Raw genomic sequence first — 26994 nt, forward strand, 5'->3', positions numbered from 1 at the left:
CCTGGGGACAAGCTTCGGCAGCGACATATCGGCTCGATGCCGTGCCCGATTTGTGCACAGGCTGGACACTTTCCAAACCACTACCAGGTAAGGAAAAAACGATTTGTCCCCCGCCTGTGCCCGCCACCGGCTTCCCGTCGCTGCATCGCACGCTGCCCGTCCCGTTCCCGGCATCCGGCTTCCCGCTCCTGTGGATTCCGGCTATTCACCGACTCTTAGAATAACAATCAATTTCCTTAGAAACTTTTCTTTAAGAAAGAGGGAGAGAAACCGCATGGAAAAGCGCTCGATGATGCGGGTCCTCGAGGGAGAGACGGTCTTTCCGCCGCCGATGTGGCTGATGCGACAGGCCGGCCGCTATCTCGCGGAATACCGGGCGGTGCGCGAAAAGGCCGGAGGCTTCCTCGATCTGTGCTATGATCCGGCTCTGGCGACCGAGGTGACCCTCCAGCCGATTCGCCGTTTCGGCTTCGATGCCGCCATCCTCTTCTCCGACATCCTGGTGATCCCCGATGCACTCGATCGCGGCCTGCATTTCGTCGTCGGAGAAGGTCCGAAACTGACGCCGATCCTGGCACGCGAAATCGCCGGCCTCGATCCGGGCCGGGCCGAGACGCATCTGGCGCCGGTGATCGCGACGGTCGCGCGGCTGCGCCGGGAACTGCCGGAGGAGACCACGCTCATCGGCTTCTGCGGGGCGCCCTGGACGGTGGCGACCTACATGATCGCCGGCCACGGCACGCCCGACCAAGCGCCGGCCCGGCTGTTCGCCTATAACCATCCCGAAGCCATGGCCGAGCTGATCTGGATGCTCGCCGACATGTCGGCGAACTATCTGATCCGACAGCTGCAGGCCGGCGCCGACTGCGTGCAGGTCTTCGATTCCTGGGCGGGCGTTCTCGACGAGGCGAGCTTCGAGGCCTATTCGGTGGCGCCGATGAAGGCGATCGTCGACAAGGTTCGGGCCGCCGTTCCCGGTGCCAAGATCATCGGCTTTGCCAAGGGCGCCGGACCGCTCCTGAAGAACTACCGGGAAAAGACCGGCGTCGATGCCGTCGGTCTCGACTGGTCGGTGCCCCTCTCCTTCGGCGCCGAATTGCAGCAAAGCGGCGCCGTGCAGGGCAATCTCGACCCGCTGCGCCTCGTTGCCGGCGGAAGGGCGCTCGACGAGGGCGTCGACCGGATTCTGGATACCCTGGGTGGCGGCCCCTTGATCTTCAACCTCGGCCACGGCATCACGCCGGAGACGCCGATCGCACATGTCGAGGCCCTCATCGCGCGGGTCCGCCGGACGAGGAACTAGACATGGAATTCGACCTCTGGATCAAGGCATTGCACGTCTTGGCGGTGATCGCCTGGATGGCCGGGATGCTCTATCTGCCGCGCCTCTTCGTCTACCATGCGCAAGTCGGCCCCGGCACGCCGCAGTCCGAGACGTTCAAGGTGATGGAGCGCCGGCTCCTGAAGGGCATCATGCTGCCCTCGATGATCATCACCTGGGCCGCCGGTCTCTGGCTCGCCTATTCCACCTTCGCCTTCCAGGGCGGCTGGCTGCATGCCAAGATCGCCCTCGTCGTGGCGATGTCCGGCATCCACGGCTACCTCTCGGCCTCCACCCGCAAGTTCGCCGAAGACCGCAACGTCAAGAGCCCGCTGCACTGGCGGGTCATGAACGAGGTGCCGACGGTGATCCTCGTGCTGATCGTCATCCTGGTGATCGTCAAGCCCTTCTGAGCGGAGGGGCGCGGGCGTGCAGCCGCGGTCTTGGCATGCTGACGGGGGCGAGCGTTCCCCTCCGCGGCTGCCCCTCGGCACGGGGATGTTCTGGCCCGAGGCTGCAGTCGTGGGGCGAAGCATGCCGCCCTGCGCCGGCGATCTCGGGTCCTGTTCGAGATCCGGCCCAATTTTGGCTGGCTGAAAGTTGCGGGCGGCGCGGCCCGGTGCTTGCGCGGCGACGCCGTTCCTTCCAGAATTAATCGTCCCTTACGGATGCTGTCGCCGGGCGGCAGCGGACGCGCGCATCACGCCGGTCGATTTGCGATCCGCCCGCGGGATGGCAGCCATTCCGCTGACGGTCTTTCGACTGCTGTTCACACTGCCATGCCTTTCCGACCCTTTGACAGGAAACCGAAAATGGGCACGCTCACCACCAAGGACGGCATAGAGATTTTCTACAAGGACTGGGGGCAGGGCCAGGCCATCGTCTTCCACCATGGGTGGCCCCTCAGCGCGGACGACTGGGACGCCCAGATGCAGTTCTTCCTGGGAGAGGGGTTCCGCGTCATCGCGCATGACCGCCGCGGCCATGGCCGTTCGACACAGACGGCGACCGGCAACGAGATGGACACCTATGCCGACGACGTCGCGGCTCTCGCCGAAGCCCTCGACCTGAAGGAGGCCGTGCATATCGGCCATTCCACCGGCGGCGGCGAGGTCGCCCGCTATCTCGGCCGGCACGGTACGGCCCGCGTCGCCAAGGCCGTGCTCATCGGCGCCGTGCCGCCGGTCATGCTGCAGTCCGACACGAACCCCGGCGGTCTGCCGCTCGGCCTCTTCGACGATTTTCGCGCCCAACTCGCCGCCAACCGCGCGCAGTTCTACCTCGATATCGCCAGCGGCCCGTTCTACGGCTTCAACCGCGAGGGCGCCAAGGTCAGCGAAGGCGCCACGCGCAACTGGTGGCGGCAGGGCATGATGGGCGGCATCGCCGCACACTACGACTGCATCAAGGCCTTTTCCGAGACCGACTTCACCGCCGACCTCGAGAAGATCGACGTGCCGGTGCTGGTTCTCCATGGCACCGACGACCAGATCGTTCCGATCGACAACTCGGCCCGGCTCAGCGTCAAGCTGCTGAAGCACGGAACGCTGAAGACCTATGAGGGCCTGCCCCACGGCATGTGCACGACGCATCCCGAGTTGATCAACGCGGATCTTCTCGCCTTCATCAGGAGCTGAGGTGGAGGGCGGGGCATCCGTCTCGCCTTGATGGCCCCGACGGGCGGTCTAAGCGAGCCGGCAAGGGCGGAGGGATACAGGTTCCGCCTTTGCCCGGGACCGGGAGCCGCTGCGCCGGTCGTCCTACCGGATCGCGGTTTGCAGCTCGTCCAGCTTGTCGTTGGCGAGCCAGCCGTAATAGTTCTCCTCCGGCAGCTTCGGCGCCTCGCCGGCGGCCGCGCGCCGGCGGTTTTCGGCTGCCAGCGCGATGGCCCGTTTGCGGGCATTGCCGACATTGTAGAGCGTCGCGGTGATGCCGGGATTATCTGAAATGTCCATGCCGGCGATGTCGCGATAGGCCGAGATGGCGCCCTTGATCGTCGCGGCCATGTAGGCGAGCGACCGGTCCGGATCCATGATCGCCTGGTAGACCTCCGGCGCCTTGTCCGCCTTCAGCTCGGGAAAACCGGACACGCGGTGGACGACATCGGAGAAGGAAAGTGCCGTCAGCGGGTTGATCTGGCCGAGACCGAAGGTCTGGCCGGCATAGAAGGGCTGGAAGAAGACGGCGCCGAAGCGGTCGTCCGGATAGGACCGGCCGCCGACCGTCCGGCCGCGGAAGGAGGCGTCGAAGACGGTTTCGCGGCAGCTCCAGACGGCCTCGTCGCTGCTCTCGCCGGAACAGGCCGAAAATTCCGGCCGCGCCACGAAATCCTCGATGCTCTCGCCGTCATGGGCAAAGTCGACACCCGACGAGAGATAGGACAGGGCCTTGACGTAGTAGGTCTGCAGCCGGTCCATCGCGTCGACATTGTAGGTGTGCTCGCCGACCAGAGCCGCGACGATATGGATCGGATCGATGCCATAGGCGCGCGCGGCCTTGCCGATCTTCTCCTTCAGATCGGCATTGCCGGCGATGAGGTCACGGATCTTCTCGTATTTCAGCTGATAAGTGCTCTTCAGCGCGGCCGTGCGCCGGGCAGAGGCTGCGGGCACGCCTGGCTGCTCGGCATGGCGATTGCCCGGCGGCACGACGCTGAGCGCCGCGGCCGGCTGAACCGGTACAAGGTGCCATGCCAGGACGCAGGCCAGGATCGGGGCGAGCCGGGAAAAGCGGTCACGCGTCATCGTTCTGCTCTCTTGACGGGAGGACGGCTGGCGCCATGCCTATCCTTAGAAGCCGTGGGAATCCCTGTCGAGAGAGGGGCTGTCACACGTGAGACATCAGCCCGACGCCACGTCCATCACGATCGCGTGCGGAACCTTCGCCTTGCTGTTCCTGTTTGATGACCGAAGCAACAGGAGAGCGGCGATGTTCAAGGGCGGACTCATGTGGCTGATCGGCATCCCGATCCCGATCATCCTGATCCTCTGGTTTGCCGGATATCTCTAGGCGATGTGAGCTGCGGCACCATTGCTGGCGCAGAGGTCTGCCGGACCCGTTCGCCTCCCTCGGGGCGGACGGGTTTTTTGCTTCGGGGCACGCCCGAACGGGACCAGCCCCGCAAAGGGTTACAGCCTCAGATTAGGTCTTTCGGCCATCGCGGCCGAGACCCATTCCTTCAGGCCATGCCCCAGAGAACCAAGCCGATGTGCCGCTTTCTCGCCTATACCGGAACGCCCGTCTTCCTCGACCATCTTCTGATCCGGCCGAAAACCTCGTTGATCTCCCAGTCCCTGTCCGCGCGCGAGGCGAAGACGGTGGTCAACGGTGACGGCTGTGGCGTCGGCTGGTACGGTGAATGCGAGGAGCCGGGGCTCTACCGCGGCATCCTCCCGGCCTGGTCGGATGCCAACCTCGCCTCGCTCTGCCGACAGATCCGCTCGCGGCTGTTTCTCGCCCATGTGCGCTCGGCGACCTCGGGCGAGGTGGCGACGGCCAACTGCCACCCCTTCGCCGTCGGCCGCCACCTCTTCATGCATAACGGCCAGGTCGGCAGCTACGACCGCCTGCGCCGCCGCGTCGACGCGCTGATCCCCGACGATCTCTACCCCTTGCGCAAGGGCACCAGCGATTCCGAGGCGATCTTTCTGGCAGCCATGGGTCTTGGTCTCGACGACGATCCCGTCTCTGCCGTCTGCGCGACGCTGCAGGCGATCACCTTGGCGACGGAGGGCGAAGACGCCCCGCTGCGCTTTGCGGCCGTCCATACCGACGGCGAGACGCTTTACGCCTATCGCTGGGCCAGCGACGGCCGCCCACCCTCGCTCTACTGGCGCCATGCGGGCGAGGGCATGCTGATTGCCTCCGAGCCCTGCGACGAGAATGCCGGCACTTGGAGCCTGGTGCCGTCGGGGACGGTGCTGACGGTCGCCCCTGGCCGCAGCCCGCGCATCAGCGCCTTGACCATCGACGCGCCAGAACCAGCCCGCTCCCTCGTCGCCTGACGACGGACCGAGGCGCCGACTGACCGTGCCGGATCCTGCCAAAAGCCGGACTCCACTCTTTCACCCTGCGCTGGCATCTAAGTTGCCGCGCCGGATACTGCGAAAAGCCGGTTCCCACTTTTTCGCCCGCTTTAGCGGGGCGCGATGGGCCGCCAGCCGTGGATGACCCGTCGAGCGGCCCGGTCGAAGCAAAAGTAGTGCCCCTGGAAGGGCTGATCGGCCGAACGACTGATCGCAAGGTCCTGGAGGCGGCACAGGAGGAGCGTTCCGACGCCACCATGCGCAACGATGGCGACGTCACCCGGGGGAGCACGATTCAGCACGGCATCCACGGCGGCGACGATCCGGTCCTGCGCGTCGATGGCCCTCTCCCATCCCTCCACGCTGACCTGCGGCTGGGCAAAGAAGGCATCTGCCATCGCCTCGAACTCCGCCGGCGGCAGGAAACCGGTGGCGCTCCGGTCGTTCTCGCCGAGCCGTTCACAGACAGACACACCGAGCCCGAGATGGGCCGCCAGGATGCCGGCGGCCTCGACCGCCTTGGTCTCGCCGCTCGACCACACGCTGCCGACGGCAGCAAGGTCCGGGTTCGCGGCGAAAACGCGCATCCGCTGCACGCCGCGATCCGACAGATGCCACGCAGGCACAGGACGCACCGGGTCCACCACGACTTCGGGATGGCTGATGAAGAAGGCCGTCTGGCCCCGTCCGCGCATCCCAAGATCGTCTCCGCTCGCCATCTGCGGCGCTACAGGATGTAGCGCGACAGGTCGACGTTCCCGGCAATGCCATCCAGGGCCTTGTGCACATAGGCAGCGTCCACGACGTAGGTCGCGCCCGGCTTGTCCGGCGCCTCGAACGAAATCTCGTCCAGCACCCGCTCCATGACCGTCTGCAGCCGCCGCGCCCCGATGTTCTCGACCGAGCCGTTCAGCGACACCGCGAGATCGGCGATGGCGTCGATGGCGTCGGCCGTGATCTCGAGGTCGACCTTCTCGGTCTTCATCAGGGCGATGTACTGCTTGATCAGCGAGGCCTCGGTCTCGGTCAGGATGCGGCGGAAATCGTCCTTCGTCAGCGCCTGCAGCTCGACGCGGATCGGCAGGCGGCCCTGCAGTTCCGGCAGGAGGTCCGACGGCTTCGACACGTGGAACGCACCCGACGCGATGAAGAGGATGTGGTCGGTCTTCACCGGGCCGTGCTTTGTCGCCACCGTCGTGCCTTCGACGAGCGGCAGGAGATCGCGCTGCACGCCCTCGCGCGAAACGCCGGCGCCGCCATGGCTGTCCCTGTTGTTGGCGACCTTGTCGATCTCGTCGAGGAAGACGATGCCGTTGTTCTCTACCGAGGCGATCGCCTCGGCGACGACCTGCTCCTGGTCGAGCAGCTTGTCGGATTCCTCGCCGATGAGAAGGGCGTAGCTGTCCTTCACGCTGGTGCGGCGCTGCTTGGTGCGCCCGCCCATCGCCTTGCCCAACATCTCGGAAATGTTCATCACGCCGATGCCGCCGGGCATGCCCGGGATTTCCATGCCGCCCATCGGGCCTGACGTGTCGGCGACCTCGATGTCGATCTCCTTGTCGTCGAGTTCGCCCGAGCGCAGCTTCTTGCGAAAGCTGTCGCGCGTCGCCGGCGAGGCCGTCTTGCCGACAAGCGCTTCGAGAACACGGTCCTCGGCACCCTGATGCGCCTTCGCCTTGACGTCCTCGCGCTTCTTCTCGCGCACGAGGCCGATGCCGATCTCGACGAGGTCGCGGATGATCTGCTCGACGTCGCGGCCGACATAGCCGACCTCGGTGAACTTCGTCGCTTCGACCTTGATGAACGGCGCTCCGGCGAGGCGCGCGAGGCGGCGCGAGATCTCGGTCTTGCCGACGCCCGTCGGCCCGATCATCAGAATGTTCTTCGGCATCACCTCTTCGCGCAAGGATCCCTCCAGCTGCTGGCGGCGCCAGCGATTGCGCAGGGCGACGGCCACGGCGCGCTTGGCGTCGTTCTGGCCGATGATGTGGCGGTCGAGCTCGGAAACGATCTCGCGGGGAGAATAGTCACTCATGAATCACTCTTGGAAAGATGGCCCGGACAGAGGAGGCCGGGCGAGATTGCCGCCGTGGGTCGGCGTTGGTCGTCAAATGGGGGCTCTTCCCGCCGAGCGCCACTGTCGCGCCCGGGAGGGAGGCGGGGAGGCGGAAGCCGATGCGCCGACCCTCGTACCCCGCCGAACGGCGACACGTGGGCCCGCGACCATGAGGCCGTGATGCCTTGCATCGCCGGTCAATACACGCAAACGTCGTCAACAGTTGATTGACCGTCCTTCCGGCGTCGTGGACAAAACGAAATAACAGCGGTCGACCGCTCCCGGTTTGCGCTATGGTGCGTGAGTCGACGCTGGTGGCAGCTGCAGGTTTCGCTTGAGCCGCGGCGGCCATCGGCCTGGGCGGTTCGGGAACTGGCGCAGCCATGGCGCCGGGATCCAAGAAATGGGGAAGCCCGCGCAGATTATGTCCGATGCGATGTCGATTCTTCAACGCCTGGATCGTCCCTGGGAAGAGGTGCAGCTGGCACAGGCGGTCGAACAGGTGGCCCTTCTGTACGGCTATCGGCGGTTTGCCATCTTCACGCTGCCGGCTGCCGACGACAATCGCGCTGCGCTGAGCTTCCTGTTCGGCAACTGGGAACTTTCCTTCCTCGCGGCTTACGAAAAGCTCGGCCTGCTGCGCTTCAGTCCGGTCATCCGGGCGCTGAAGGCGGGGCCGGCGCCCTTCGTCTGGGATGTCGAGATGCTGCACGGGGCGGAGGAGGAGGGGGAGCCGAACCCGCCGGCGCAGCTTCTCAACGCCCACGGCTTTCACAGCGGCATCTATGTTCCGATCCAGGGCATGACCTCGTTCCACGGCGCGCTGGCGCTCGCGGGCGAGGGCCCGCCGCTTTCGGAAGAGCAGGCGGCCGAGTTGCAGCTGCCGGCCTTCGCCATCTTCGGCATGCTCGCCGCCTGCCGCTTCGAGGAAAACCGCCGGAGCAACCCGCTGTCGACGCGCGAGCGTGACTGCCTGAAGCTCGCCATGCTCGGCAAGACGTCGTCGGAGATCGGCATCATCCTGTCCCTGTCCGAATACACGATCTCGCAGTACCTCTCCTCGGCCACGCGCAAGGTGAACGCCTCCAACCGCACCCACGCCGTCGCGATCGCCGCGCAGATGGGCTATCTCAGCTGAGCGCCCGGAGCGCGGCGGCATCCCGCCGCCGCCATGGCATGCCCGCCCGGCCCTATCGGCCCGATCGGCGCTGACGCCCTCGCGCCGGGAGGCGGCCCAAAGCCTCAGGCCGGCTCTTCCGGCGCCAAAGGCAGGAACTGGTAGGCCCAGGTCTCGGTCAGCGCGATGTCGCCCTTCTTCAGGAACAGCCGCAGTTCCACAGGCTCTCGGCCGTCCACCTTGAGGTCGAAAGTGGCGCGCCAGACGGTGCCGACCTTCAGGCGATAGCAGTGTGCGAGCGAGACGGTGCCGCGCGAGGCCGCGACGATCGTGTCGACGCCCAGGGTCCCGGCGTCGAGCGCGGCGATGGCGCCGCCATCGAAATCCACCACGAAGCGCGTTACGCCCGGCGGGCGTGGCTGGCCGGTAATGCCGCCGCGGCCCATCCGCGTCGCCACGACCTTGCCGGCCGCGACCGGATGCGGCGCATCCCTCGCCCAGGTCAGACGGTAGTCGTAGGCGAGCGCGTCGCCCTTGGCGACGGGCTTGGCGGCGAGCCAGTAGGCGGCGATGTTGTCGTGGATCTCGTCATCCGTCGGGATCTCGACGAGCTGCACGGCGCCGTCGCCCCATTCGCCCTTCGGCTCGATCCAGACGCTGGCGCGGCGCTCGTAGAAGACACCGTCATCCTGGTAGTGATCGAATTCGCGGTCGCGCTGCAGCAGGCCAAAACCCTGCGGCGCCTTGCCGGAAAAGGTCGAGGTCATGACCGTCTCCGGGTTGTTCAAAGGCCGCCAGAGGCGCTCGCCCTCGCCGGTCCAGATCGCAAGCCCGTCCGAATCGTGGATCTCGGGGCGCCAGTCGATGCGCCGCTCGCGGTCGGTCTCGGAATACCAGAACATCGAGGTGAGGGGCGCGATACCGACCCGCTCGATGGCGTCGCGGGCGAAATAGCGCGACCGGATCTCCATCACGATCGGCCCGTCCTTCGTGCAGTCCATCTCGAGGACGCCCGTGATGCGCGGGCTGTTCATCGCGCAGGCGATCTTGATCCGGCCGCCGATGTCCGACGGCGCGAGGTAGAAGTCGGTGAAGCGGGGAAACTCCTCGGGTGTCGGCATGGCGACGTCGATGGCCAGCGCCCGCGCCGAGAGGCCGAACTGGTCGAGTTCGCCCGAGGTGCGGAAATAGGCCGCGCCCAGAAACGACAGCCAGTCGCGGTCGCCATCGGGCTCCAGCACGCGAAACCCGGCAAAGCCGATGTCGTCCGGCAATTCCTTGGCCGGATTGTCCGACGGGATGCGGAAGAGCCCGGGATCATAAGTCACCTGGCGGGCGGTCTCGCCGTCGACGACATGGATGCCGACGGGCAGCTTGAAATAGCGCCCGAGGTGGAAGAAGCGGATCGGCGCCTTGCCGCCGTCGAAATCGAGCGTGTTCTGCCGGAGATATTCGATGCGCTGGTGCTGGTCGTAGTCGATGCGCTCGAGCACGTCGCCGGCGCGCGGCACTTCCGGCACGTAGGCCTCGGCGGCGAGGGCCTGCATGCGGGCGACCAGCGCGTCGAAGGAATAGGGCTGCGGCGCGCCGAAGGTCAGCGCATCCGCCGTCGCGGCGCCGGCGCGCAAGGGCAGGGCGACGCCGAGGGCGGCGAGCGAGGCGAGGATCTGGCGGCGGGTAACGTCCATGAGGGGCTCCAGGAGATCGGCACGGTCATATCGGGTCAAACGCCACGAGCGCGGCGGCATTGCGGCCGACCCGGTCTGTCCCGGAACTGCCGGGCTCGCCGGTACGTTGGTCGAAGCGAAAGCGGGCTCGCGGCGTGGTCGCCCGGGAACGGGTTTCATGCCGGCTGCAGCGTTACGCCCGCGCCAGAGGTCCGGCAAGGCGATCCGGCCGCAGCGCTCACAGTTTCCTCAGGGCCACCTGCTCGATGCGGTGGGCCGAGCCCTTGCGCAGGATCAGGTCGGCACGCGGCCGGGTCGGCAGGATGTTCTCGTAGAGATTTCGCCCGTTGATGTTGGTCCAGAGCCCCAACGCGATCTCCAGCGCCTCCGCCTCGCTGATCTGGGAGTAGCGGTGGAAGAAGGAGCCTTCGTCGCGGAAGGCCGTCTCGCGCAGCCGCATGAAGCGCTCGACATACCACCGCCGGATGTCGATCTCCTCGGCGTCGATATAGATCGAGAAGTCGAAGAAGTCGGAGACGAAGGGCACGATCTTGCCGTCCTTCGGCAGGTCGCGCACCTGGAGAACGTTCAGCCCCTCGAAGATCAGAATGTCCGGCTGGTCAACGGTGACGTGCCGGCCCGGCACGACGTCGTAGACGAAGTGCGAGTAGACCGGCGCCTCGACATGGCGCACGCCCGATTTGATGTCGGAGAGGAAGCGCAGGATTGTGCCGACGTCGTAGCTCTCGGGAAAACCCTTGCGCTGCATCAGCCCCTCGGCCTCGAGCACCGCGTTGGGAAACAGGAAGCCGTCGGTGGTGACGAGGTCGACCTTGGGCGAGGTCGGCCATCGCGCGAGCAGCTCCTTCAGGACGCGCGCGGTGGTCGACTTGCCGACCGCGACCGAGCCGGCGATGCCGATGATGAAGGGCGTCTTCGTCGCCTTCGTCCGGGCCAGGAATTTTTCCCGTTGGCGAAACAGCCCCTGCGAGGCCTCGACATGGGCATAGAGGAGGCGCGAGACGGCGAGATAGATGCGCCCGACTTCGTCGAGATCGACGGGATCGCCCATGGTGCGCAGCCGCGTGACCTCTTCCTCGGTCAGCGTCAACGGCTGGCCGGCGCGGAACGCCGCCCATTCCTCGGCGGAATAGAAGCGGTAGGGCGAGAATTTCGACGGCGTCATCTGGTCCATGCCCGTTCTCAGACGTCCTGAGGCCGTCGGGCCTTCTCCTCCAGCCCGGTCTCGGCGGTGCGGCGCTGGAGTTCGGCGAGAACGTCGGCCAGCGGCACCTTCCGGAGATGCAGGACGACCATCAGATGGTAGAGGAGGTCGGCGCTTTCGCCGACAAGGGCGGCGTCGTCTTCCGAAATTGCCGCGATCACCGTCTCGACCGCCTCCTCGCCGAGCTTCTTGGCGGTCTTCGCGACGCCCTTGGCGGCGAGCTTGGCGGTGTAGGAGCTTTTGTCGCCGGAAACCGCGCGCTGGGCGACGATGGCTTCGAGATCGCTGAGGGTGAAGCTCATCGGGCGGTTCCGGTCGGGTACGTTTCGACAGAGGCCAGCGGCGGCGTACCCCCCTCTGCCTTGCCAGGCATCTCCCCCTCAAGGGGGGAGATCAGCAGTTGCGCCGTCGGCGAGGTTCGACCTCCCCCCTTGAGGGGGAGATGGCCGGAAGGCCAGAGGGGGGTGCCCAACGCAGACTCCTGCAGCAAAAACAATGGGAAAGGTCGCAGAACCTGGCTCACTTCCCGTCCCGCCGCATCGCAAGCCCGGCGCCCGCCATGTGATCCTTCGCCTCGGCGATGGTATAGGTCCCGAAATGGAAGATCGAGGCGGCGAGCACCGCCGTCGCATGGCCGTCGCGGATGCCGGCGACGAGATGGTCGAGCGTGCCGACGCCGCCCGAAGCGATCACGGGAACGCTGACAGCATCGGCTACGGCCCGCGTCAGGCCGATGTCGAAGCCGGCCTTGGTGCCGTCGCGGTCCATCGACGTCAACAGGATCTCGCCGGCCCCGAGTGCCGTCACGCGGCGGGCGAAATCGACGGCGTCGATTCCCGTCGCGGTTCGTCCGCCATGGGTGAAGATCTCCCAGCGACCCTCTTCGTCCTCGGCGCTGACGCGCTTGGCGTCGATGGCGACGACGATGCACTGGTTGCCGAACTTGTCGGCCGCCTCGGCGACGAATTCCGGCCGGGCGACGGCCGCCGTGTTGATCGAGACCTTGTCGGCGCCGGCCAGCAGCAGCTTGCGGATGTCGGCGACCTGGCGCACGCCGCCGCCGACGGTCACCGGCATGAAGCAGCGCTCGGCCGTGCGCGCGACGACGTCGAAGATCGTCTCGCGGTTTTCCGACGAGGCGGTGATGTCCAGGAAGCAGAGCTCGTCGGCGCCGGCAGCATCGTAGGCCGCGGCGGCCTCGACGGGATCGCCGGCGTCGACGAGGCCCTCGAAGCGCACGCCCTTGACGACACGGCCGTCCTTGACGTCGAGACAGGGGATGATGCGCGATTTGAGGGTCAGGTTCGTGTCCTCGGCAACGTTCGCGCCGCTTATGCGACGGCATGGCGGTCGACGGCAAGGGCAGCGTGATGCCGACACCCCCCGGCGGTATGGGAGCGGACGGCGCGGGGCAGCCTCGCACCAGCCTCGACCGCTATCTCTGTGGCACCACGCGAAGCGCCGCGGAAAAGCCGGCGTTACCGGGCGAGCCGCGATCCCGCCTGGTCGATCAGCATGTTGGCGATCGTCATGCGGCGGTTGGCACGGTCGCGATAGGCAGGCCTGACGCGGTCGGGGTGGTTCTGCAGGGCGAATTTCCGCCGAAGCCTGGAGAGGGCCTCGCTGGACGTCAGGGCGGCAAGTCCGAGTTCCTCGGCGATGTCCTCCGGGTCGAGGCTGAGCTCGCCATAGGCCCATTCGTCGATAAGTGTCGCCGGCGAGGGGATGCTGTCGGTGTGATACGCGGCCTTGGCCTTGGCGTCGACGGACCCGCTGCCCTCGAGCTGGTCGAGCACCTGCCAGAATTCCGGCGAGGCGACCGATCCGCTGTGCCGGTACGCGTCGTCGTCGCCCGGTACTGCGGGCCTGGCGATCTCATCGAGGATGTCGGCAAAGTCCATGTCGGTTCTCGCTGCGTCTGCCGCTTCGCTGGACCCGCCGATCATGACGTGGATCGCCCGCGAAGAACAGACACGATCCTGCATCGTTCCGCTGAATCCCGGGTTAATCAGCCAGCCGTATAACACTCGGCGCCGCGTTAACCCCTCGTGCGCACGGAACCTGTGCGCGTTCCGCCGCGTCTTCTCGCATCGGAAGCCAGCAAAGGACGGGGCGATGAGCGATCTCAAGGACAAGGCCGAAACGGATGACGCCGAGGTGTCGCCGATGGAAGCCCAGAACGAGGGTGTCGAGCACACCGGGCCGGCGAAGGAATCGCTGCCGGCGACATCCGGCACACCGGCCGACACCGCGCCGCCCTCCCCGATCCGCCAGGGCGGCGAGGACGAAAGCCGCGACGACCTGTAGGGACGAGGCTGCGACCGGGAATTTCGAGCCTTTGCGGAACGGCGGTGCCCCCTCGCCGATTGTCTCCGCGAAACCCGTCTGAGGAGGATGACATGGACAAGGAAAAGCCGCTGAAGGACAAGGCCGCCGAGCCGGACGCCGCCGGGAACGCGGCCAAGTCCGCGACGAACGAGGCCGGGCGCCACAAGGTCGGCGAGACGCCGGCGAAGACCGAGGCGAAGAAGTAGCGACCACGCGTCAGAACCTGGCCGGTGTCGGAAACGGAAAAGGCCCGCGGGGATGTCCCGCGGGCCTTTTCATGTCTTGTCGGATGCGGCCGAAGCCTACTCCTCGTCGCCGCGACCCTTCAGGGCAGCGCCGAGAATGTCGCCGAGCGAGGCGCCCGAGTCGGTCGAACCGTACTGCTGCACGGCCTCCTTCTCTTCGGCGATCTGCAGCGCCTTGATCGACACGCCGATGCGGTGTGCCTTCTTGTCGAACTGCGTGACGCGCGCATCGACCTTCTGGCCGACCTGGAAACGCTCCGGACGCTGGTCCTCGCGGTCGCGGGCAAGATCGGCCCGACGGATGAACGAGGTGAAGTCGCTGTCGGCGATCCGGACCTCGAGGCCACCGTCGGTGACCGCGGTCACTTCGCAGGTGACGATCGAGCCACGGCGCATTTCACCCGAATCGACCGGGGCCGAGGACGAACCGGAAGCGCCGGGGGCACCCGCCGTACCGGAGCCCTGGCCTTCGCCGCCGACCTGCTTGATGCCGAGCGAGATGCGCTCCTTGTCGATGTCGACGTCGAGGACCTGGGCCTTGACGATGTCGCCCTTGTTGTATTCCTCGATGACCTGCTCGCCCGGACGGTTCCAGTCGAGGTCGGAGAGGTGGACCATGCCGTCCACATCGCCTTCGAGGCCGATGAACAGGCCGAACTCGGTCTTGTTCTTGACCTCGCCCTCGACCATCGTTCCGATCGGGAACTGGTCGCGGAAGGCTTCCCATGGGTTCTGCAGGGTCTGCTTGAGACCGAGCGAGATGCGGCGCTTGACCGGATCCACCTCGAGCACGACCACTTCGACTTCCTGCGTCGTCGAGAGGATCTTGCCGGGATGGACGTTCTTCTTCGTCCAGCTCATCTCCGAGACGTGGATCAGGCCTTCGATGCCCGGCTCCAGCTCGACGAAGGCACCGTAGTCGGTGATGTTCGTGACGCGGCCCGTGACCTTGACGCCCATCGGGTACTTCACGCCGATGCCGTCCCAGGGATCGGCCTCGAGCTGCTTCATGCCGAGCGAGATGCGGTGGGTTTCCTGGTTGATGCGGATGATCTGGACCTTGACGGTCTGGCCGATCTGCAGGATCTCGGTCGGGTGGTTGACGCGGCGCCAGGCCATGTCGGTGACATGGAGCAGGCCGTCGATGCCGCCGAGGTCAACGAACGCACCGTAATCGGTGATGTTCTTGACGACGCCGTCGACGGTCTGGCTTTCCTCGAGGTTCTGCACGATTTCCGAACGCTGTTCGGCGCGCGACTCTTCGAGGACGGTGCGGCGCGAGACGACGATGTTGCCGCGGCGCTTGTCCATCTTCAGGATCTGGAACGGCTGCGGCGTGTTCATCAGCGGCGTGACGTCGCGGATCGGGCGGATGTCGACCTGGGAGCGCGGAAGGAAGGCCACGGCGCCGTCGAGATCGACGGTGAAGCCGCCCTTGACCTGGTTGAAGATCTGGCCTTCGACCTTTTCGCCAGCGTTGAACTTGACCTCGAGATTGACCCAGCTCTCTTCGCGGCGAGCCTTGTCGCGGCTCAGCACGGCTTCGCCGAGGGCATTCTCGATGCGCTCGACATAGACCTCGACGGTGTCGCCGATCTTCAGCTCGGCGCCGCCCTTGCCGCCGAATTCCTTCAGTGCGACGCGGCCTTCGACCTTCAGACCGGCGTCGATGACGGCCATGTCTTTCTCGATGCCGACGACGATGCCCTTGACCACGGCGCCTTCGGCGACATCGTGATCCTGGTACGAGGCTTCGAGCAACGCGGCGAAATCATCGCGCGATGGGTTGGTGTTTGACATTCGTTCTCCTTGGAACCTCATCGCCCGTGTCGTCGGGGGGAGGTCGTGCGCCGCGTGTTCGTGTTTCGGGTCGCCGTCAGGATGGTCCCGCCCCGTTCCGACAGGCGGAGGAGGGGCCCGGAAAACGCCCCTCTCGGGAAGAGCTCCGGCTGGCGCGGTGGACCGGCCCTGGGCAGGGTTCTATCGTCTCGGCCCGCCGGCAGGGCGCGAACGCGCACCATCTCCAACATGGCCGAAAAGGGCGCGCCCTCCTGCGAGAGCCGCCCTCATGCATCATTCCGGGCGATTAAGGGACCGATCGATCAGTCCGCAAGCCGTCCAGAATGCCGTTTCTATATCCATTTCACTGGTATCGAGCAAGTGGGCGTCGAGGGCGGGCTTCAGCGGCGCCGTGGCGCGGCCGGCGTCGCGCGCGTCGCGCTCCTTCACCTCGGCGAGGATGCGCTCGAATTCCGGCGGCCGCCCCTTCGCCGCCAGTTCGTCGGTCCTGCGGCGGGCGCGGACCTCGGCCGAAGCGGTGACGAAGATTTTGACGTCCGCGCCGGGGCAGATCACCGTGCCGATGTCGCGACCGTCGAGCACGGCGCCCCTTGGCCCCGCGGCGAAGGCGCGCTGGAAATCCTCCAGCGCCTGGCGCACCGAGGGGTGCACGGCGACGCGCGAGGCGCGCTCGCCGGCCTCGTGGCCGCGCAGCGGCGCCTCGTCCAGATGGTCCGGCGCGAGGCTGCGGGCGATGTCGCCGGTGGCAATGGGGTCGTCGAGATCGACGCCGCGATCGAAGGCGAGCTTGCCGATGCCGCGATAGAGAAGGCCGGTGTCGAGATAGGGCAGGTCGTAATGCTGCGACAGGCGCTTGGCCAGCGTGCCCTTGCCGGCCGCGGCCGGTCCGTCGATGGCGATGACGACGGGCCTTCTGCGCACCGCTTCGGCGATGCCGGCCATCAGGACAGGCTCTCGAGCTTGGCGCCGAGCGCCGTCATCAACCCGGTGAATTCGGGAAAGCTCGTCGCGATCATCGCCGCGTCGTCGATCGTCACCGGTCTTTCCGCGGCCAGGCCGAGGACGAGAAAACTCATGGCGATGCGGTGGTCGAGATGCGTCGCGACCGTGCCGCCGCCGATGCCCCTGCCGTCCGGGCGCCCGGTGACGGTGAGGGTCTCGGGACCCTCCTGATGCGTCACGCCGTTGGCGGCAAGCCCGGCGGCGACGGCGGCGAGGCGGTCGCTCTCCTTGACGCGCAATTCCTCGAGACCCTGCATCACCGTCACCCCGTCGGCAAAGGCGGCGGCGACGGCGAGCACGGGATATTCGTCGATCATCGAGGGCGCCCGCTCGGCCGGCACGGTGACGCCGGTCAGCGCGGCATGGCGCACGCGCAAATCCGCGACGTCCTCGCCGCCCGAGGAGCGCGGATTCAGGATCTCGATCGAGGCGCCCATTTCGAGGAGCGTCGCGATCAGCCCGGTGCGCGTCGGGTTCATCAGGACGTTCATCACGGTGATGTCCGAGCCCGGCACGATGCAGGCGGCGACGATCGGGAAGGCGGCCGACGAAGGATCGCCCGGCACGACGAAATCGGCGACACCCGTGAGCGTGCCCTGGCCCTCAAGGCGGATGGTGCGCACGCCGGCGGCGTCGGTTTCGACGGATATCGTCGCGCCGAACCCCTCGAGCATCTTTTCCGTGTGGTCGCGCGTCATCACCGGCTCGATCACCGTGGTGACGCCCGGCGCGTTGAGGCCGGCGAGCAGCACCGCCGACTTCACCTGCGCCGAGGCCATCGGCACGCGGTACTGGATCGGCGCGGCGACGCGGGGCCCGCGGATCGACAGCGGCAGCCGGTCGCCGGTGCGCGCGGCGACCTGGACGCCCATCAGCCGGAGCGGATCGAGCACCCGGCCCATCGGTCGGCGCGACAGCGAGGCGTCGCCGACGAAGGTCGCGCCGAAATCATAGGGGCCCACGAGCCCCATGGTCAGGCGCACGCCGGTACCGGCATTGCCGAAGTCGATCGGCGCCTCGGGCTCGAGCAGGCAGCCATTGCCGACGCCGTCGACGAGCCAGTGGTCATCCTCCTTGACGATCCTTGCACCCATCGCGCGCATGGCGCGGCCGGTGGCCAGGACGTCCTCGCCCTCGAGGAGCCCGGTGACGCGGGTGCGGCCGGCGGCGATGCCGCCGAACAGGAAGGCGCGGTGCGAGATCGACTTGTCGCCGGGGATTTTTGCCGCGCCGGCAAGGCCGGGGCTTCGTGACGCCTGCATCGGCCGGGGCGTCGAATCATGTCCGCTCATGGCTTGTCGCCTTCCATCCCGCCCCCACTTCCGGGGTCCGGTCGCTCGCCTTCGGAAGGCGCACGGGCGGCGCCTTCTTCCGGGCCGGGAGTTAGCACGGGAGAAAAGGCCGCGTCACCCTGACGCCGGCACGATTCCTCGACCCTTTCGGGCCGCTTTCGGCCCGCAGAGGCGCGCCCGGCTTCCGCTTTGACAAGCTTTCGTGCACGACGTAAGGGACCAACCGGTTTTCATGCCCGGTGCGCGTGTCGAGGCGCCGGGAAATGGGACGGCTGGCGCGCCGCGCGCCCCTTCCCCTCGACCCGGCGCACGACGCGGGGCGACCCTTTGAGATTTTTGAAAGACGCGAGGACCCATGGCAAATCCAGAACTCGGCACCAAACGCATCTGTCCGGAGACGGGCCGAAAATTCTACGACCTGAACAAGGATCCGATCGTCTCGCCCTATACCGGCACGAGCTATCCCGTCTCCTTCTTCGAGATCCCCGCCCGTCCCAAGCGCGGTGCGGCGGCCGCCGTCCCTGAAGCCGAGGCGGAGGTCGTCGAGGTTGCCGACGACGCCGAGGACGCACCGGAGACCGTGTCGCTGACCGACATCGAGGAGGACGAGGAGGTCGCGGTCAAGAAGGAGACGATCGACATCGACGACGACGAGGACGAGGAGGTCGAGGCCGACGACGCCGACACCTTCCTCGAGCCCGACGAAGACGAAGACGACGACATGACCGACATCATCGGCTCGCGCGACGACGACGACGACTGAGCGACGCGTTTTGCAAGTTGCCGCGCGGCGTCTTTCGGCGGCGCGCGGCGCGGTGCTTCTAAGAGCCCAACCCGAAAAGAGTTGAGCGGTTTCAGCAGGTTGTGATTCCATCAGGTTGCGAGACGCGATGGAGTCAACGATGCCCTGGACCGAAACCGCTCGGCGCGATTATGCGCGCCGGGGAAAGCGCTATTCAAGTGATCTCAGCGATCGGGAATGGGCGCTGATCTTACCCTTCTTGCCCGAGCCGCGGCCGATCGGCCGTCCCCGGACGACGGATCTGCGAGAGGTGGTGAACGCCATCCTCTACTTGGCATCAAGCGGCTGCGCATGGTCGCTGCTGCCCAAGGATTTCCCGCCCTATACGACAGTCCAGCGCTACTTCTATGACTGGCGCGACCGAGGCCTGCTTCAGACGATCAGTTGCCATCTTACCATGGCGGCGCGCGAACTGGAGGACCGCGAGGCGAGCCCGACCGCCGGCGTCATCGACAGCCAGAGCGTCAAGACCACCGGAAGCGGCGGAATACGGGGCTTTGATGCCGGCAAGAAGGTGAACGGCCGCAAGCGCCATATCGTCACCGATACGCTCGGCCTGCTGGTCGGGCTCGTCGTCCACGGCGCCGACATCCAGGATCGGGACGGTGCCGCCTTGGTCCTTGCCTCGATCCGCCATCGTTACCCCTGGCTGCGCCATGTCTTTGCCGATGGCGGATATGCCGGGGAGAAATTGAGAGGGCGGCTGCGCAAGATCGGCCAGTGGACGGTCCAGATCATCAAGCGGTCCGATCACGCCAAAGGCTTCGAAGTCTTGCCGCGCCGATGGGTCGTGGAGCGGACATTCGCCTGGCTCGGTCGCTGTCGCCGCCTTGCCAAGGACTGGGACAAAACCATCGCCAGCGCAGAGGCTTGGATCTTTGTCGCCAACCTTCGCATCCTCACAAGACGCCTCGCAAGGTCTTGCTGCCATTCATAAAGTTTCGAGTCGGGCTCTAAGGCCGTGCCACTAGGGCAGTGTCTCCACGGGTGGCGACGCAGTGTCTCCACGGGTGAATGCCCCGGGACGATCAACTGCCATCCCGCGCGAAAATGCTCCCGCGACCCCCGCAAGCAGATCATGGGGGGCCGGAGAGTCTGCTGCGGCGGATACAGGCTCCGCCCGGACGAGCCAAAACCTTGCGCCAAGCCGGCTTTTCCGTCCGGCATGACCGCAGAATGACGGCGGCGCCGATTTGCCGCTTGATCTTCCCGGCAGGCTTCAGTATGAACCCGCCACACCCGAAGCGCCCCAAACGTTTCGGTCCGGACCGCGCCCTCGGGCGACGCTCCAGTGGGGCCATAGCTCAGTTGGGAGAGCGCTTGCATGGCATGCAAGAGGTCGTCGGTTCGATTCCGTCTGGCTCCACCAAATTTCCACAGTCATACTTCGACTTGGTTGCCTGTATCTCGATGCTGGTCGGCGTCGGGCCATTAGTCATGATCGCGTCCTTATATGCTGGCTGCCGCAAGGCGACAGAAGCCTAGGCTGCCGTCGGCTCATGTGGACTGCTAGCGATTGACCTCAGTTGAACTCCGGAAGCTGGGCAAAATGAGCGACAAAGAGATGGAGCCTGTTCACCTGGTCGAGGATGAAGTCACAGGCGATCGGTTCCTTGTTTATGGCACTGAAAAGGGCTTGCGCCTCGATATCCGGTATGAGGGCGAAGCGCTGTGGATGACGCAAGCGCAGATCGTACAGCTCTTCGGACGCGATCAGTCGGTCATTTCTCGTCACATATCCAATGTTCTGGAGGAGGGCGAATTGCCCGAAGAGGGCAATATGCAAAAAGTGCATATTGCTAGCGCTACTCGGCCTGTCACCCTTTACAGCCTGGATATGGTGATATCAGTCGGCTATCGGGTCTCCTCGACACAGGCGACCGTTTTCCGCCGGTGGGCCACAGGCGTTCTCGTCCAGTTCGCCAAAAAGGGGTTCGTCGTCGATGCTCTCCGCCTGAAGGAGCCGGGCAACGCAGGCCGCATCGCTGAACTTCGCGAGATCATCCGCGACATTCGCGCCGACGAGGCGAACGTCTATGCGGAGCTACGCAGCATCTGTGCCCTGTGCCAGGATTACGACCCCAAATCCGACGCGGCTCGCCAGTTCTTCCTGCGTACGCAGGCCAAGCTCATCTATGCCGTCACGTCTCACACACCAGCAGAGATTATCGCCTCCAGAGCTCGCGCCGACCAGCCGAATATGGGCCTACAGACCTGGCCAAAAGACAACATCCGCAAAAGTGACGTTGCAACTTCCAAAAGCTATCTCGCCGAAGGAGAGATGCGGGAGCTCAATCGCCTGACCACTATCTTGCTCGACATTTTCGAGGATCAAGCCGAGTTCGGCCGGCTCATCGTCATGGAAGACGCGCGTGCTCTTCTCGATAAACAACTTGCCGGTTTAAATCGCGCCATCCTGAGAGGCGGCGGACAAGTTTCTGCCGAGGATGCGAAGCGACTGGCAGAATACCAGTACGAAATATTCGATGCGCAACGAAAATACGAGCGCAGGTCGGAAGCCGACACGCGCATCGCCGAACTCGCCAGGGAAGCCAAGGGACTGCCAAAGAGATAATTGAATACCCCCAAACGACAACGCCCTTGCCGGGGGAGGACCGGCAAGGGCGTCTTGGGGTGGCCGTCGGCGGTGGGAGGAACCGCGCGGCCGATCCGCTGGGGTCGTGGGAGGACGACCCCGGCGAAGCTCTGAAAGGTTAGCGGACGGCCTGGCGGGCGATCATCGGGATGTCGGCGCGGGAAATGCCGAGGTCGGCGAGTTCGCGGTGCGTCAGGCGGTTCAGCTCGGCTTCAGTGTTGCGGGCCTGGCGCCAGGCCTGGAAGGAGCGGGCGATGTTCATGGGAAGTATCCTTTGCGGTCCAGCCTCTCGTCGGTGGTGGCTGGGCGGTTCGTTTCGTTCGACATCCCCGATATAGGCGGTCGAGCCGCGCAGCAGGAGCGCTGATGCGGCATGGCAGACCCGGCAAATGCAGCTATCGGCCTGATGCAGAGCGGGTGTGCACATGGCGCATGGCGCTGACTGTGCCCAAGGAGTGCTCCGTCCTCGGCCGCTAGCGACAGCACCGGCGACCATTCTGGCGACCGCGCCGCCGACTGCCAAGGCGGCCGCCGGCGCGGTGTGGCGCGTTACGCCGCTTCGTCGATGCTTTCGAGGACGATGTTGGCGTTGGTGTAGATGCAGATCTCGCCGGCGATCTTCATCGCCCGCCGCGCGATCTCCTCGGCGTCGTAGTCGGTGTCGGCGAGCGCCTTGGCGGCGGCCAGGGCATAATTGCCGCCCGAGCCGATCGCCATGATGCCGCCCTCCGGCTCCAGCACGTCGCCATTGCCGGTCAGCGCCAGGGTGATGGACTTGTCGGCGACGAGCATCATCGCCTCCAGCCGCCGGAGATAGCGGTCGGTGCGCCAATCCTTGGCGAGTTCCACCGAGGCGCGCATCAGCTGGTCGGGATATTGCTCGAGTTTCGCTTCCAGCCGTTCGAGCAGGGTGAAGGCGTCGGCGGTGGCGCCGGCAAAGCCGGTGATGACGTTGCCGCCCTTGCCGATGCGCCGGACTTTTCTGGCATTGCCCTTCATCACCGTGTTGCCGAGCGATACCTGTCCGTCGCCGGCGATGACGACGCGGCCGCCCTTGCGCACGGTGACGATGGTGGTCGAGTACATTTTCAAGGGATCGTGGTCTTGCATGGCTCTCTTTTCCGATAGGGCGGTGCCCCGCGTTGCGGCCCCGCCTGTCCGGGCCTCATGTAAGGGCTCCCACCGCCATCGCCAGTCACCGGCCAAGCGGGCGAGGGGAGATCGGCGTCCGCCGGCGGATTTCTGGCGTCGGGCCTTCGCGCCGGCGGCGAACTGCATTAAAGCCGGGGCATGAGCCAGGGACGGGACCGGGCGCTGGCAGCCCCGGAAAGGACGATGAGATGAACGTTACCGCCGGACGGCGTACGGCAGAGATCCTGCGCAAAACGAACGAGACCGCGATCGAGCTGCGCGTCGACCTCGACGGATCGGGGCGTGCCGACGTGGCGACCGGCGTCGGCTTCTTCGACCACATGCTGGAACAGCTCGCCCGGCATTCGCTGATCGACATCACCGTCAGGGCGGACGGCGACCGCCACATCGACGATCACCACACCGTCGAGGACACCGGCATCGCGCTCGGCCAGGCGATCCGCAAGGCGCTCGGCGAGCGCCGCGGCATCCGCCGCTACGCCTCGCTCGATCTTGCCATGGACGAGTGTCTGACGCGCGCCGCGGTGGATGTCTCCGGCCGGCCCTTCCTCGTCTTCACGGTGGAATTCAAGCGCGAGAAGATCGGCACGTTCGACACCGAACTGGTGCGCGAGTTCTTCCAGGCGCTGGCGCAGAATGCCGGCATCACCCTCCACATCCAGTCGCTCTACGGCGACAACGCCCACCATGTCGCCGAAACCTGCTTCAAGGCGGTGGCGCGCGTGCTGGGCGAGGCGATCGCCATCGATCCGCGTCAGGCCGATCTCGTGCCCTCGACCAAGGGCATGCTGGCATGAGCCGGCGCTTCGGGGGCAACGCATGACCCGCTACGTCGTGTTCGAGCCGCCGACGGACGATGGGCTGCGGCCGAGCGAGGGAGCGGTGTTCCTGCGCGACGGCCTGACGCGATGGGCGGTGCTGTTTCCCCATCTCTGGCTGTGGCGGCACAAGATGGTGCTGCCCGGCCTTCTCGCGCTGGCGCTCGTCCTCTTTCTCGGCTGGGCCGCCGAGCGCGCCGGCCTTGGCCTTGCCGGCACGGTCCTGCCGCTGCTCGTCGGCCTCTATGTCGCGCTCGAGGGCCCGAGCCTTCGGGCCGCCCGCTATCGCCGCCGGGGCTTCGAGGAAGTGGCCGTCGTCGATGCCGAGGACGAGGCGGAGGCGACGATCCTCTACTACGCCGGCGAGGCGGGCCACGCCGAGGTTCGGCCGGCCGCTGCCTCCCCGTCCCCGGGCGACGGTCGGACCCCTAGCCGCCGGCTGGCCGAGCGCCGGGCCTCGCTCGGCCTTTTCGATCCGCAAGGGATGCGCTGATGCTGGCGATCATCGACTATGGCTCGGGCAATCTGCGCTCGGCGACAAAGGCCTTCGAACGCGCCGCGCGCGAGGCGGGGCTTGCGACGGACATCGTCCTCACCGACGATCCCGAGACCGTCCGCCGCGCCGACCGTGTCGTCCTGCCGGGTGTCGGCGCCTATGCCGACTGCCGGCGTGGCCTCGACGCGGTGCCGGGCATGACCGAGGCGCTCGTCGAGACCGTCGAGACGCGCGGCCGGCCTTTTCTCGGCATCTGCGTCGGCATGCAGCTGATGGCGACGCAGGGGCTGGAAAAGACGGTCACCAAGGGGTTCGGCTGGATCCCCGGCGACGTCGCGCCGATCGTGCCCCATGATCCCGCGCTCAAGATTCCGCAGATCGGCTGGAACACGATTCACGTGAAACAGGCCCATCCCCTGCTTGCCGGCATTGCGACGGGGGAGGAGGGGCTGCACGCCTATTTCGTGCATTCCTTTCAGCTGCAGGTCGAGAACGATGCCGACCTCGTCGCCACGACCGACTATGGCGGCGACGTCACCGCCATCGTCGCCCATGGCAACAAGGCCGGCACGCAGTTCCACCCGGAAAAGAGCCAGACGCTCGGCCTCGCGCTGCTGACCAATTTCCTGACCTGGGCGCCCTGAGCCGTCAGTGCCGACCCGCCGCTCCCACGCCCATCCGTCTCGCTGAAAGCTGCCTCATGCCCATCCTCTTCCCCGCCATCGACCTGAAGGAGGGCGCCTGCGTGCGCCTGAAGCTCGGCGACATGGACCAGGCGACCGTCTACAACGCCGACCCGGCCGCGCAGGCCCGCGACTTCTTCGATCTGGGCTTTCGGCACCTTCATGTCGTCGACCTCAACGGCGCCTTCGAGGGCCGGGCGGTGAATGCCGGGGCGGTCGAGGCGATCCTCGGCGAGGTCGGGGCCGAGATGGCGGTGCAGCTCGGCGGCGGCATCCGCTCCATGGCCGATATCGAGCGGTGGCTGGACAAGGGCGTCGGCCGGGTGATCCTCGGCACCGTCGCTCTGCGCGATCCCGCGCTGGTGCGCGAGGCGGCAAGCCGCTTTCCCGGCCGCATCGTCGTCGGCATCGACGCCAAGGGCGGCAAGGTGGCGGTGGAGGGCTGGGCCGAGACCTCGGCGCTGGACGTCGTGGAGCTTGCCCGCCGCTTCGAGGACGCGGGTGTTGCCGCGATCGTCTACACCGACATCGACCGCGACGGCATTCTGGCAGGCATCAACTGGGAATCGACCATCGCCCTGGCCGATGCCGTGTCGATCCCCGTCATCGCCTCCGGCGGCCTCGCCTCGCTTGCCGACATCGTCCGCCTGACCATGCCGGATGCGACGAAACTGGAAGGCGCGATTTCGGGTCGGGCGCTCTACGACGGCCGCATCGATGCCGCCGAAGCGCTGCGGGTCCTGGCGCAGTAGGGCACTGTCCTCGACGACGAGCTTTTCGGAGACGATCCGACGCAGCTTGACCCCGGCCAAAGCCCGCGGCCTCCGAAGCCTTGTCATCCCGGCTTGAGCCGGGACCCATGCCGAAGCGACGGGGAGCTGCTGCGGTTCAGGATGGCCTGGCCCGACCGTCCGCGGTCCAGGAGCAAGTTCCACCGGACTGCGCTCGTTCAGCGACCCGGCATGGATCCCGGGTCAAGCCCGGGATGACGAGCGGAGGGAATGCGCCACCTCCGTCCTTGCAGCGCCAGCGCGAGCCAATCTGCTCGCCGCTGGCTCAAAGGTTCTCGCCGCGGCCGTTCCTGGGGCCGTTGCACGATGGCCCTTCAGGCAACCTGATCGAGCCAATGCCGCAGCGCGTCGTTGGCGCGTGACTCCCAGCCTGGCCCCGTCGCCTTCAGCCGCTCGACGAGATCGCCGTCGAGATCGACCGGCACCGGCGGCCCGGCCGCCTTGAGGTCACGTGCGGCCTGCGCGGCGACGAGCTTGGCATAGAGCTCCGGCATCGCCTCGGCCATCGGCTGGGCGTTCGCGAGGTCTGCTTCCGTCCACTCGGGATTGTCGGAAACAGCGTCCCAATCCTCGCGGCTGTAGCCACGGCCCTCGACGAATTTTTCTTGTTTAGCCATGAAGCAGCGCTCTTTCCCGGGCGGATGCGGGGCGCAGGTCGATGATCGACAGCGCCTCCGTGCCTAGCGGACGGAACGGCAACCAACAGACTGTCTCCGAGCTGACCCATCGCCAAGGTGCGCCCTGAATGTCCGGGCCGCAGCAGGGCGGTCGCGAAGAACGCCATGTCGAGGTCCGCAAAATCGAGGCCATGCTTGGCAAGATTGGCTGGGCGTTTTACCCGATCCCAGACAATCTCCATGATCTACCATACAGGTTACGAAGGACGGGTGCCATTGTCTCCGCGGCATAGGCACCGGAGGCTCCGACCCTCACACCGAATGCGAGAAGATGTCTTCTTCGTCCCAGCCGAGCAGGTCGAGCTTGGCGCGCGTTGGCAGGTAGGCGAAGGTCTCGCGGGCGATGTCGAGGCGCTCTTCGCGTTCGAGCTTCTTCAGGAGAACGGCCATCAGGTCGTGGAGGTAGAGCACGTCCGAGGCGGCGTATTCGACCTGCGCGGGTGTCAGCGTCTCGGCCGCCCAGTCGGAGGACTGCTGCTGCTTCGACAGGTCGACGCCGATCAGTTCCTTGGTGAGGTCTTTCAGGCCGTGCCGGTCGGTATAGGTGCGCGTCAGGCGCGAGGCGATCTTGGTGCAGAAGACGGGCGCGGTCATGACGCCGAAGGCATGGTAGAGCGCGGCGACGTCGAAGCGGGCGTAGTGGAAGATCTTGACCCGCGTCGGATCGGCGAGGAGCTGGCAGAGGTTCGGCGCCTCGCGCTGGCCCTTTGCGATCTGGATGACGTCGGCCGTGCCGTCGCCGGCCGAGAGCTGGACGACGCAGAGGCGGTCGCGGCGGGTGTCGAGGCCGAGCGTCTCGGTATCGATGGCGACCGAGCCGGTATAGCGGGCGAGATCGGGCAGGTCGCCCTTGTGGACGCGGATGGTCATGGGTGGTGCCTCTTCGGGGACGGGCCGCTTT

General features: G+C 66.4%; 29 protein-coding genes, 1 tRNA gene and 1 pseudogene. 16 read left to right on the forward strand and 15 right to left on the reverse strand.

Annotated features, from left to right (window positions below; all coding sequences use genetic code 11):
- Positions 1 to 274: 274 nt before the first annotated feature.
- The 3 genes and pseudogenes from hemE to Sa4125_RS22015 all read left to right on the forward strand — a co-directional run bounded on the left by hemE (position 275) and on the right by Sa4125_RS22015 (position 2958).
- The gene (gene hemE / locus Sa4125_RS22005; protein WP_224001719.1) at positions 275 to 1303 is read left to right on the forward strand and encodes a uroporphyrinogen decarboxylase; all 1029 of its coding nucleotides are present in this window, start codon (positions 275 to 277) and stop codon (positions 1301 to 1303) included.
- A 14-nt stretch (positions 1304 to 1317) separates the two neighbouring features.
- Positions 1318 to 1734 (forward strand): annotated as a pseudogene (hemJ, locus tag Sa4125_RS22010) (protoporphyrinogen oxidase HemJ); the annotation flags it as partial.
- Between the two features lie 399 nt (positions 1735 to 2133).
- Positions 2134 to 2958, forward strand: a complete 825-nt coding sequence (locus Sa4125_RS22015; protein WP_224001721.1) for an alpha/beta hydrolase — start codon at positions 2134 to 2136, stop codon at positions 2956 to 2958.
- Between the two features lie 123 nt (positions 2959 to 3081).
- On the opposite strand, the gene Sa4125_RS22020 is transcribed toward Sa4125_RS22015, so the two are convergent.
- Complete coding sequence (locus Sa4125_RS22020) at positions 3082 to 4065, reverse strand: DUF1402 family protein (protein WP_224001723.1); 984 nt, start codon at positions 4063 to 4065, stop codon at positions 3082 to 3084.
- An 88-nt stretch (positions 4066 to 4153) separates the two neighbouring features.
- Between Sa4125_RS22020 and Sa4125_RS22025 the strand changes: the two genes are divergently transcribed.
- Positions 4154 to 4330 carry a hypothetical protein gene (locus Sa4125_RS22025; protein WP_224001725.1) on the forward strand — a complete coding sequence of 59 codons (177 nt, stop codon included), beginning with the start codon at positions 4154 to 4156 and terminating at the stop codon, positions 4328 to 4330.
- 197 nt (positions 4331 to 4527) lie between these two features.
- On the forward strand, positions 4528 to 5325 hold the full coding sequence (locus tag Sa4125_RS22030) for a class II glutamine amidotransferase (RefSeq protein WP_224008129.1): 798 nt from the start codon (positions 4528 to 4530) through the stop codon (positions 5323 to 5325).
- 131 nt (positions 5326 to 5456) lie between these two features.
- On the opposite strand, the gene Sa4125_RS22035 is transcribed toward Sa4125_RS22030, so the two are convergent.
- Both Sa4125_RS22035 and hslU read right to left on the reverse strand, forming a co-directional pair.
- On the reverse strand, positions 5457 to 6041 hold the full coding sequence (locus Sa4125_RS22035; RefSeq protein WP_224001727.1) for a histidine phosphatase family protein: 585 nt from the start codon (positions 6039 to 6041) through the stop codon (positions 5457 to 5459).
- 32 nt (positions 6042 to 6073) lie between these two features.
- The gene (hslU, locus tag Sa4125_RS22040; RefSeq protein ID WP_224001729.1) at positions 6074 to 7381 is read right to left on the reverse strand and encodes an ATP-dependent protease ATPase subunit HslU; all 1308 of its coding nucleotides are present in this window, start codon (positions 7379 to 7381) and stop codon (positions 6074 to 6076) included.
- 457 nt (positions 7382 to 7838) lie between these two features.
- Here hslU and Sa4125_RS22045 point away from each other — a divergent pair, with 457 nt between their 5' ends.
- A complete protein-coding gene (locus Sa4125_RS22045) occupies positions 7839 to 8540 on the forward strand; it encodes a LuxR family transcriptional regulator (RefSeq protein ID WP_224001731.1) in 702 nt (233 codons plus the stop codon).
- A gap of 104 nt (positions 8541 to 8644) precedes the next feature.
- Here Sa4125_RS22045 and Sa4125_RS22050 read toward each other — a convergent pair whose 3' ends face one another.
- The 5 genes from Sa4125_RS22050 to Sa4125_RS22070 form a co-directional block, all read right to left on the reverse strand.
- Entirely contained in the window at positions 8645 to 10207 is a 1563-nt protein-coding gene (locus tag Sa4125_RS22050; RefSeq protein ID WP_224001734.1) for a glucan biosynthesis protein, read from the reverse strand.
- A 217-nt stretch (positions 10208 to 10424) separates the two neighbouring features.
- Positions 10425 to 11381 carry a type I pantothenate kinase gene (gene coaA / locus Sa4125_RS22055; RefSeq protein ID WP_224001736.1) on the reverse strand — a complete coding sequence of 319 codons (957 nt, stop codon included), beginning with the start codon at positions 11379 to 11381 and terminating at the stop codon, positions 10425 to 10427.
- Positions 11382 to 11389: 8 nt separating this feature from the next.
- Positions 11390 to 11713: a phosphoribosyl-ATP diphosphatase gene (locus Sa4125_RS22060; protein ID WP_224001738.1), complete on the reverse strand. Its 324-nt coding sequence runs from the start codon at positions 11711 to 11713 to the stop codon at positions 11390 to 11392.
- A 217-nt stretch (positions 11714 to 11930) separates the two neighbouring features.
- A complete protein-coding gene (gene hisF / locus Sa4125_RS22065; RefSeq protein WP_224008132.1) occupies positions 11931 to 12713 on the reverse strand; it encodes an imidazole glycerol phosphate synthase subunit HisF in 783 nt (260 codons plus the stop codon).
- A gap of 176 nt (positions 12714 to 12889) precedes the next feature.
- Positions 12890 to 13396 (reverse strand): hypothetical protein, encoded by a 507-nt coding sequence (locus Sa4125_RS22070; RefSeq protein WP_224001740.1) that lies wholly within the window; start codon positions 13394 to 13396, stop codon positions 12890 to 12892.
- A 130-nt stretch (positions 13397 to 13526) separates the two neighbouring features.
- Here Sa4125_RS22070 and Sa4125_RS22075 point away from each other — a divergent pair, with 130 nt between their 5' ends.
- Together Sa4125_RS22075 and Sa4125_RS24270 are read left to right on the forward strand one after the other, a co-directional pair.
- The gene (locus tag Sa4125_RS22075) at positions 13527 to 13718 is read left to right on the forward strand and encodes a hypothetical protein (RefSeq protein WP_224001742.1); all 192 of its coding nucleotides are present in this window, start codon (positions 13527 to 13529) and stop codon (positions 13716 to 13718) included.
- A gap of 92 nt (positions 13719 to 13810) precedes the next feature.
- Positions 13811 to 13945, forward strand: coding sequence for a hypothetical protein (locus Sa4125_RS24270; RefSeq protein ID WP_267461349.1), 135 nt, complete (start codon positions 13811 to 13813; stop codon positions 13943 to 13945).
- 96 nt (positions 13946 to 14041) lie between these two features.
- Here Sa4125_RS24270 and rpsA read toward each other — a convergent pair whose 3' ends face one another.
- From rpsA to aroA, 3 genes are all read right to left on the reverse strand, one after another.
- Positions 14042 to 15784 (reverse strand): 30S ribosomal protein S1, encoded by a 1743-nt coding sequence (rpsA, locus tag Sa4125_RS22080; RefSeq protein ID WP_224001744.1) that lies wholly within the window; start codon positions 15782 to 15784, stop codon positions 14042 to 14044.
- A 273-nt stretch (positions 15785 to 16057) separates the two neighbouring features.
- Positions 16058 to 16726, reverse strand: coding sequence for a (d)CMP kinase (cmk, locus tag Sa4125_RS22085; RefSeq protein WP_224001746.1), 669 nt, complete (start codon positions 16724 to 16726; stop codon positions 16058 to 16060).
- A complete protein-coding gene (gene aroA / locus Sa4125_RS22090) occupies positions 16726 to 18078 on the reverse strand; it encodes a 3-phosphoshikimate 1-carboxyvinyltransferase (protein ID WP_224001748.1) in 1353 nt (450 codons plus the stop codon). Before aroA ends, cmk begins: the two co-directional genes overlap by 1 nt.
- Positions 18079 to 18433: 355 nt before the next feature.
- On the opposite strand from aroA, the gene Sa4125_RS22095 reads away from it, so the two are divergent.
- From Sa4125_RS22095 to rhuM, 4 genes are all read left to right on the forward strand, one after another.
- Positions 18434 to 18841, forward strand: coding sequence for a TIGR02300 family protein (locus Sa4125_RS22095; protein ID WP_224001757.1), 408 nt, complete (start codon positions 18434 to 18436; stop codon positions 18839 to 18841).
- Positions 18842 to 18980: 139 nt separating this feature from the next.
- Positions 18981 to 19817 (forward strand): IS5 family transposase, encoded by an 837-nt coding sequence (locus Sa4125_RS22100; RefSeq protein WP_224001759.1) that lies wholly within the window; start codon positions 18981 to 18983, stop codon positions 19815 to 19817.
- Positions 19818 to 20173: 356 nt separating this feature from the next.
- Positions 20174 to 20249 (forward strand) — tRNA-Ala (locus Sa4125_RS22105).
- 180 nt (positions 20250 to 20429) lie between these two features.
- A complete protein-coding gene (rhuM, locus tag Sa4125_RS22110; protein WP_224001761.1) occupies positions 20430 to 21455 on the forward strand; it encodes a RhuM family protein in 1026 nt (341 codons plus the stop codon).
- 139 nt (positions 21456 to 21594) lie between these two features.
- Here the strand turns inward: rhuM and Sa4125_RS22115 are convergent, their stop codons facing one another.
- Both Sa4125_RS22115 and hslV read right to left on the reverse strand, forming a co-directional pair.
- Positions 21595 to 21738 carry a DUF1127 domain-containing protein gene (locus tag Sa4125_RS22115; RefSeq protein ID WP_224001763.1) on the reverse strand — a complete coding sequence of 48 codons (144 nt, stop codon included), beginning with the start codon at positions 21736 to 21738 and terminating at the stop codon, positions 21595 to 21597.
- Positions 21739 to 22025: 287 nt separating this feature from the next.
- Complete coding sequence (hslV, locus tag Sa4125_RS22120) at positions 22026 to 22586, reverse strand: ATP-dependent protease subunit HslV (RefSeq protein ID WP_275967458.1); 561 nt, start codon at positions 22584 to 22586, stop codon at positions 22026 to 22028.
- A gap of 230 nt (positions 22587 to 22816) precedes the next feature.
- Here hslV and hisB point away from each other — a divergent pair, with 230 nt between their 5' ends.
- From hisB to hisA, 4 genes are read left to right on the forward strand one after another with little or no spacing between them, the layout of a single operon-like run.
- Positions 22817 to 23425 (forward strand): imidazoleglycerol-phosphate dehydratase HisB, encoded by a 609-nt coding sequence (gene hisB / locus Sa4125_RS22125; RefSeq protein WP_224001764.1) that lies wholly within the window; start codon positions 22817 to 22819, stop codon positions 23423 to 23425.
- A 22-nt stretch (positions 23426 to 23447) separates the two neighbouring features.
- Positions 23448 to 23939, forward strand: a complete 492-nt coding sequence (locus Sa4125_RS22130) for a DUF2628 domain-containing protein (RefSeq protein ID WP_224001765.1) — start codon at positions 23448 to 23450, stop codon at positions 23937 to 23939.
- Positions 23936 to 24586 (forward strand): imidazole glycerol phosphate synthase subunit HisH, encoded by a 651-nt coding sequence (gene hisH / locus Sa4125_RS22135; RefSeq protein ID WP_224008139.1) that lies wholly within the window; start codon positions 23936 to 23938, stop codon positions 24584 to 24586. The genes Sa4125_RS22130 and hisH overlap by 4 nt, the downstream gene beginning before the upstream one ends.
- Positions 24587 to 24642: 56 nt before the next feature.
- The gene (gene hisA / locus Sa4125_RS22140) at positions 24643 to 25377 is read left to right on the forward strand and encodes a 1-(5-phosphoribosyl)-5-[(5-phosphoribosylamino)methylideneamino]imidazole-4-carboxamide isomerase (protein ID WP_224001766.1); all 735 of its coding nucleotides are present in this window, start codon (positions 24643 to 24645) and stop codon (positions 25375 to 25377) included.
- 353 nt (positions 25378 to 25730) lie between these two features.
- Here hisA and Sa4125_RS22145 read toward each other — a convergent pair whose 3' ends face one another.
- Together Sa4125_RS22145 and Sa4125_RS22155 are read right to left on the reverse strand one after the other, a co-directional pair.
- On the reverse strand, positions 25731 to 26033 hold the full coding sequence (locus tag Sa4125_RS22145; RefSeq protein WP_224001768.1) for a BrnA antitoxin family protein: 303 nt from the start codon (positions 26031 to 26033) through the stop codon (positions 25731 to 25733).
- A gap of 312 nt (positions 26034 to 26345) precedes the next feature.
- Positions 26346 to 26963, reverse strand: coding sequence for a ribonuclease D (locus Sa4125_RS22155; protein ID WP_224001770.1), 618 nt, complete (start codon positions 26961 to 26963; stop codon positions 26346 to 26348).
- Between the last annotated feature and the right edge of the window lie 31 nt (positions 26964 to 26994).

It is taken from the genome of Aureimonas sp. SA4125 (assembly GCF_019973775.1).
Taxonomy (GTDB): Bacteria; Pseudomonadota; Alphaproteobacteria; order Rhizobiales; family Rhizobiaceae; genus Plantimonas.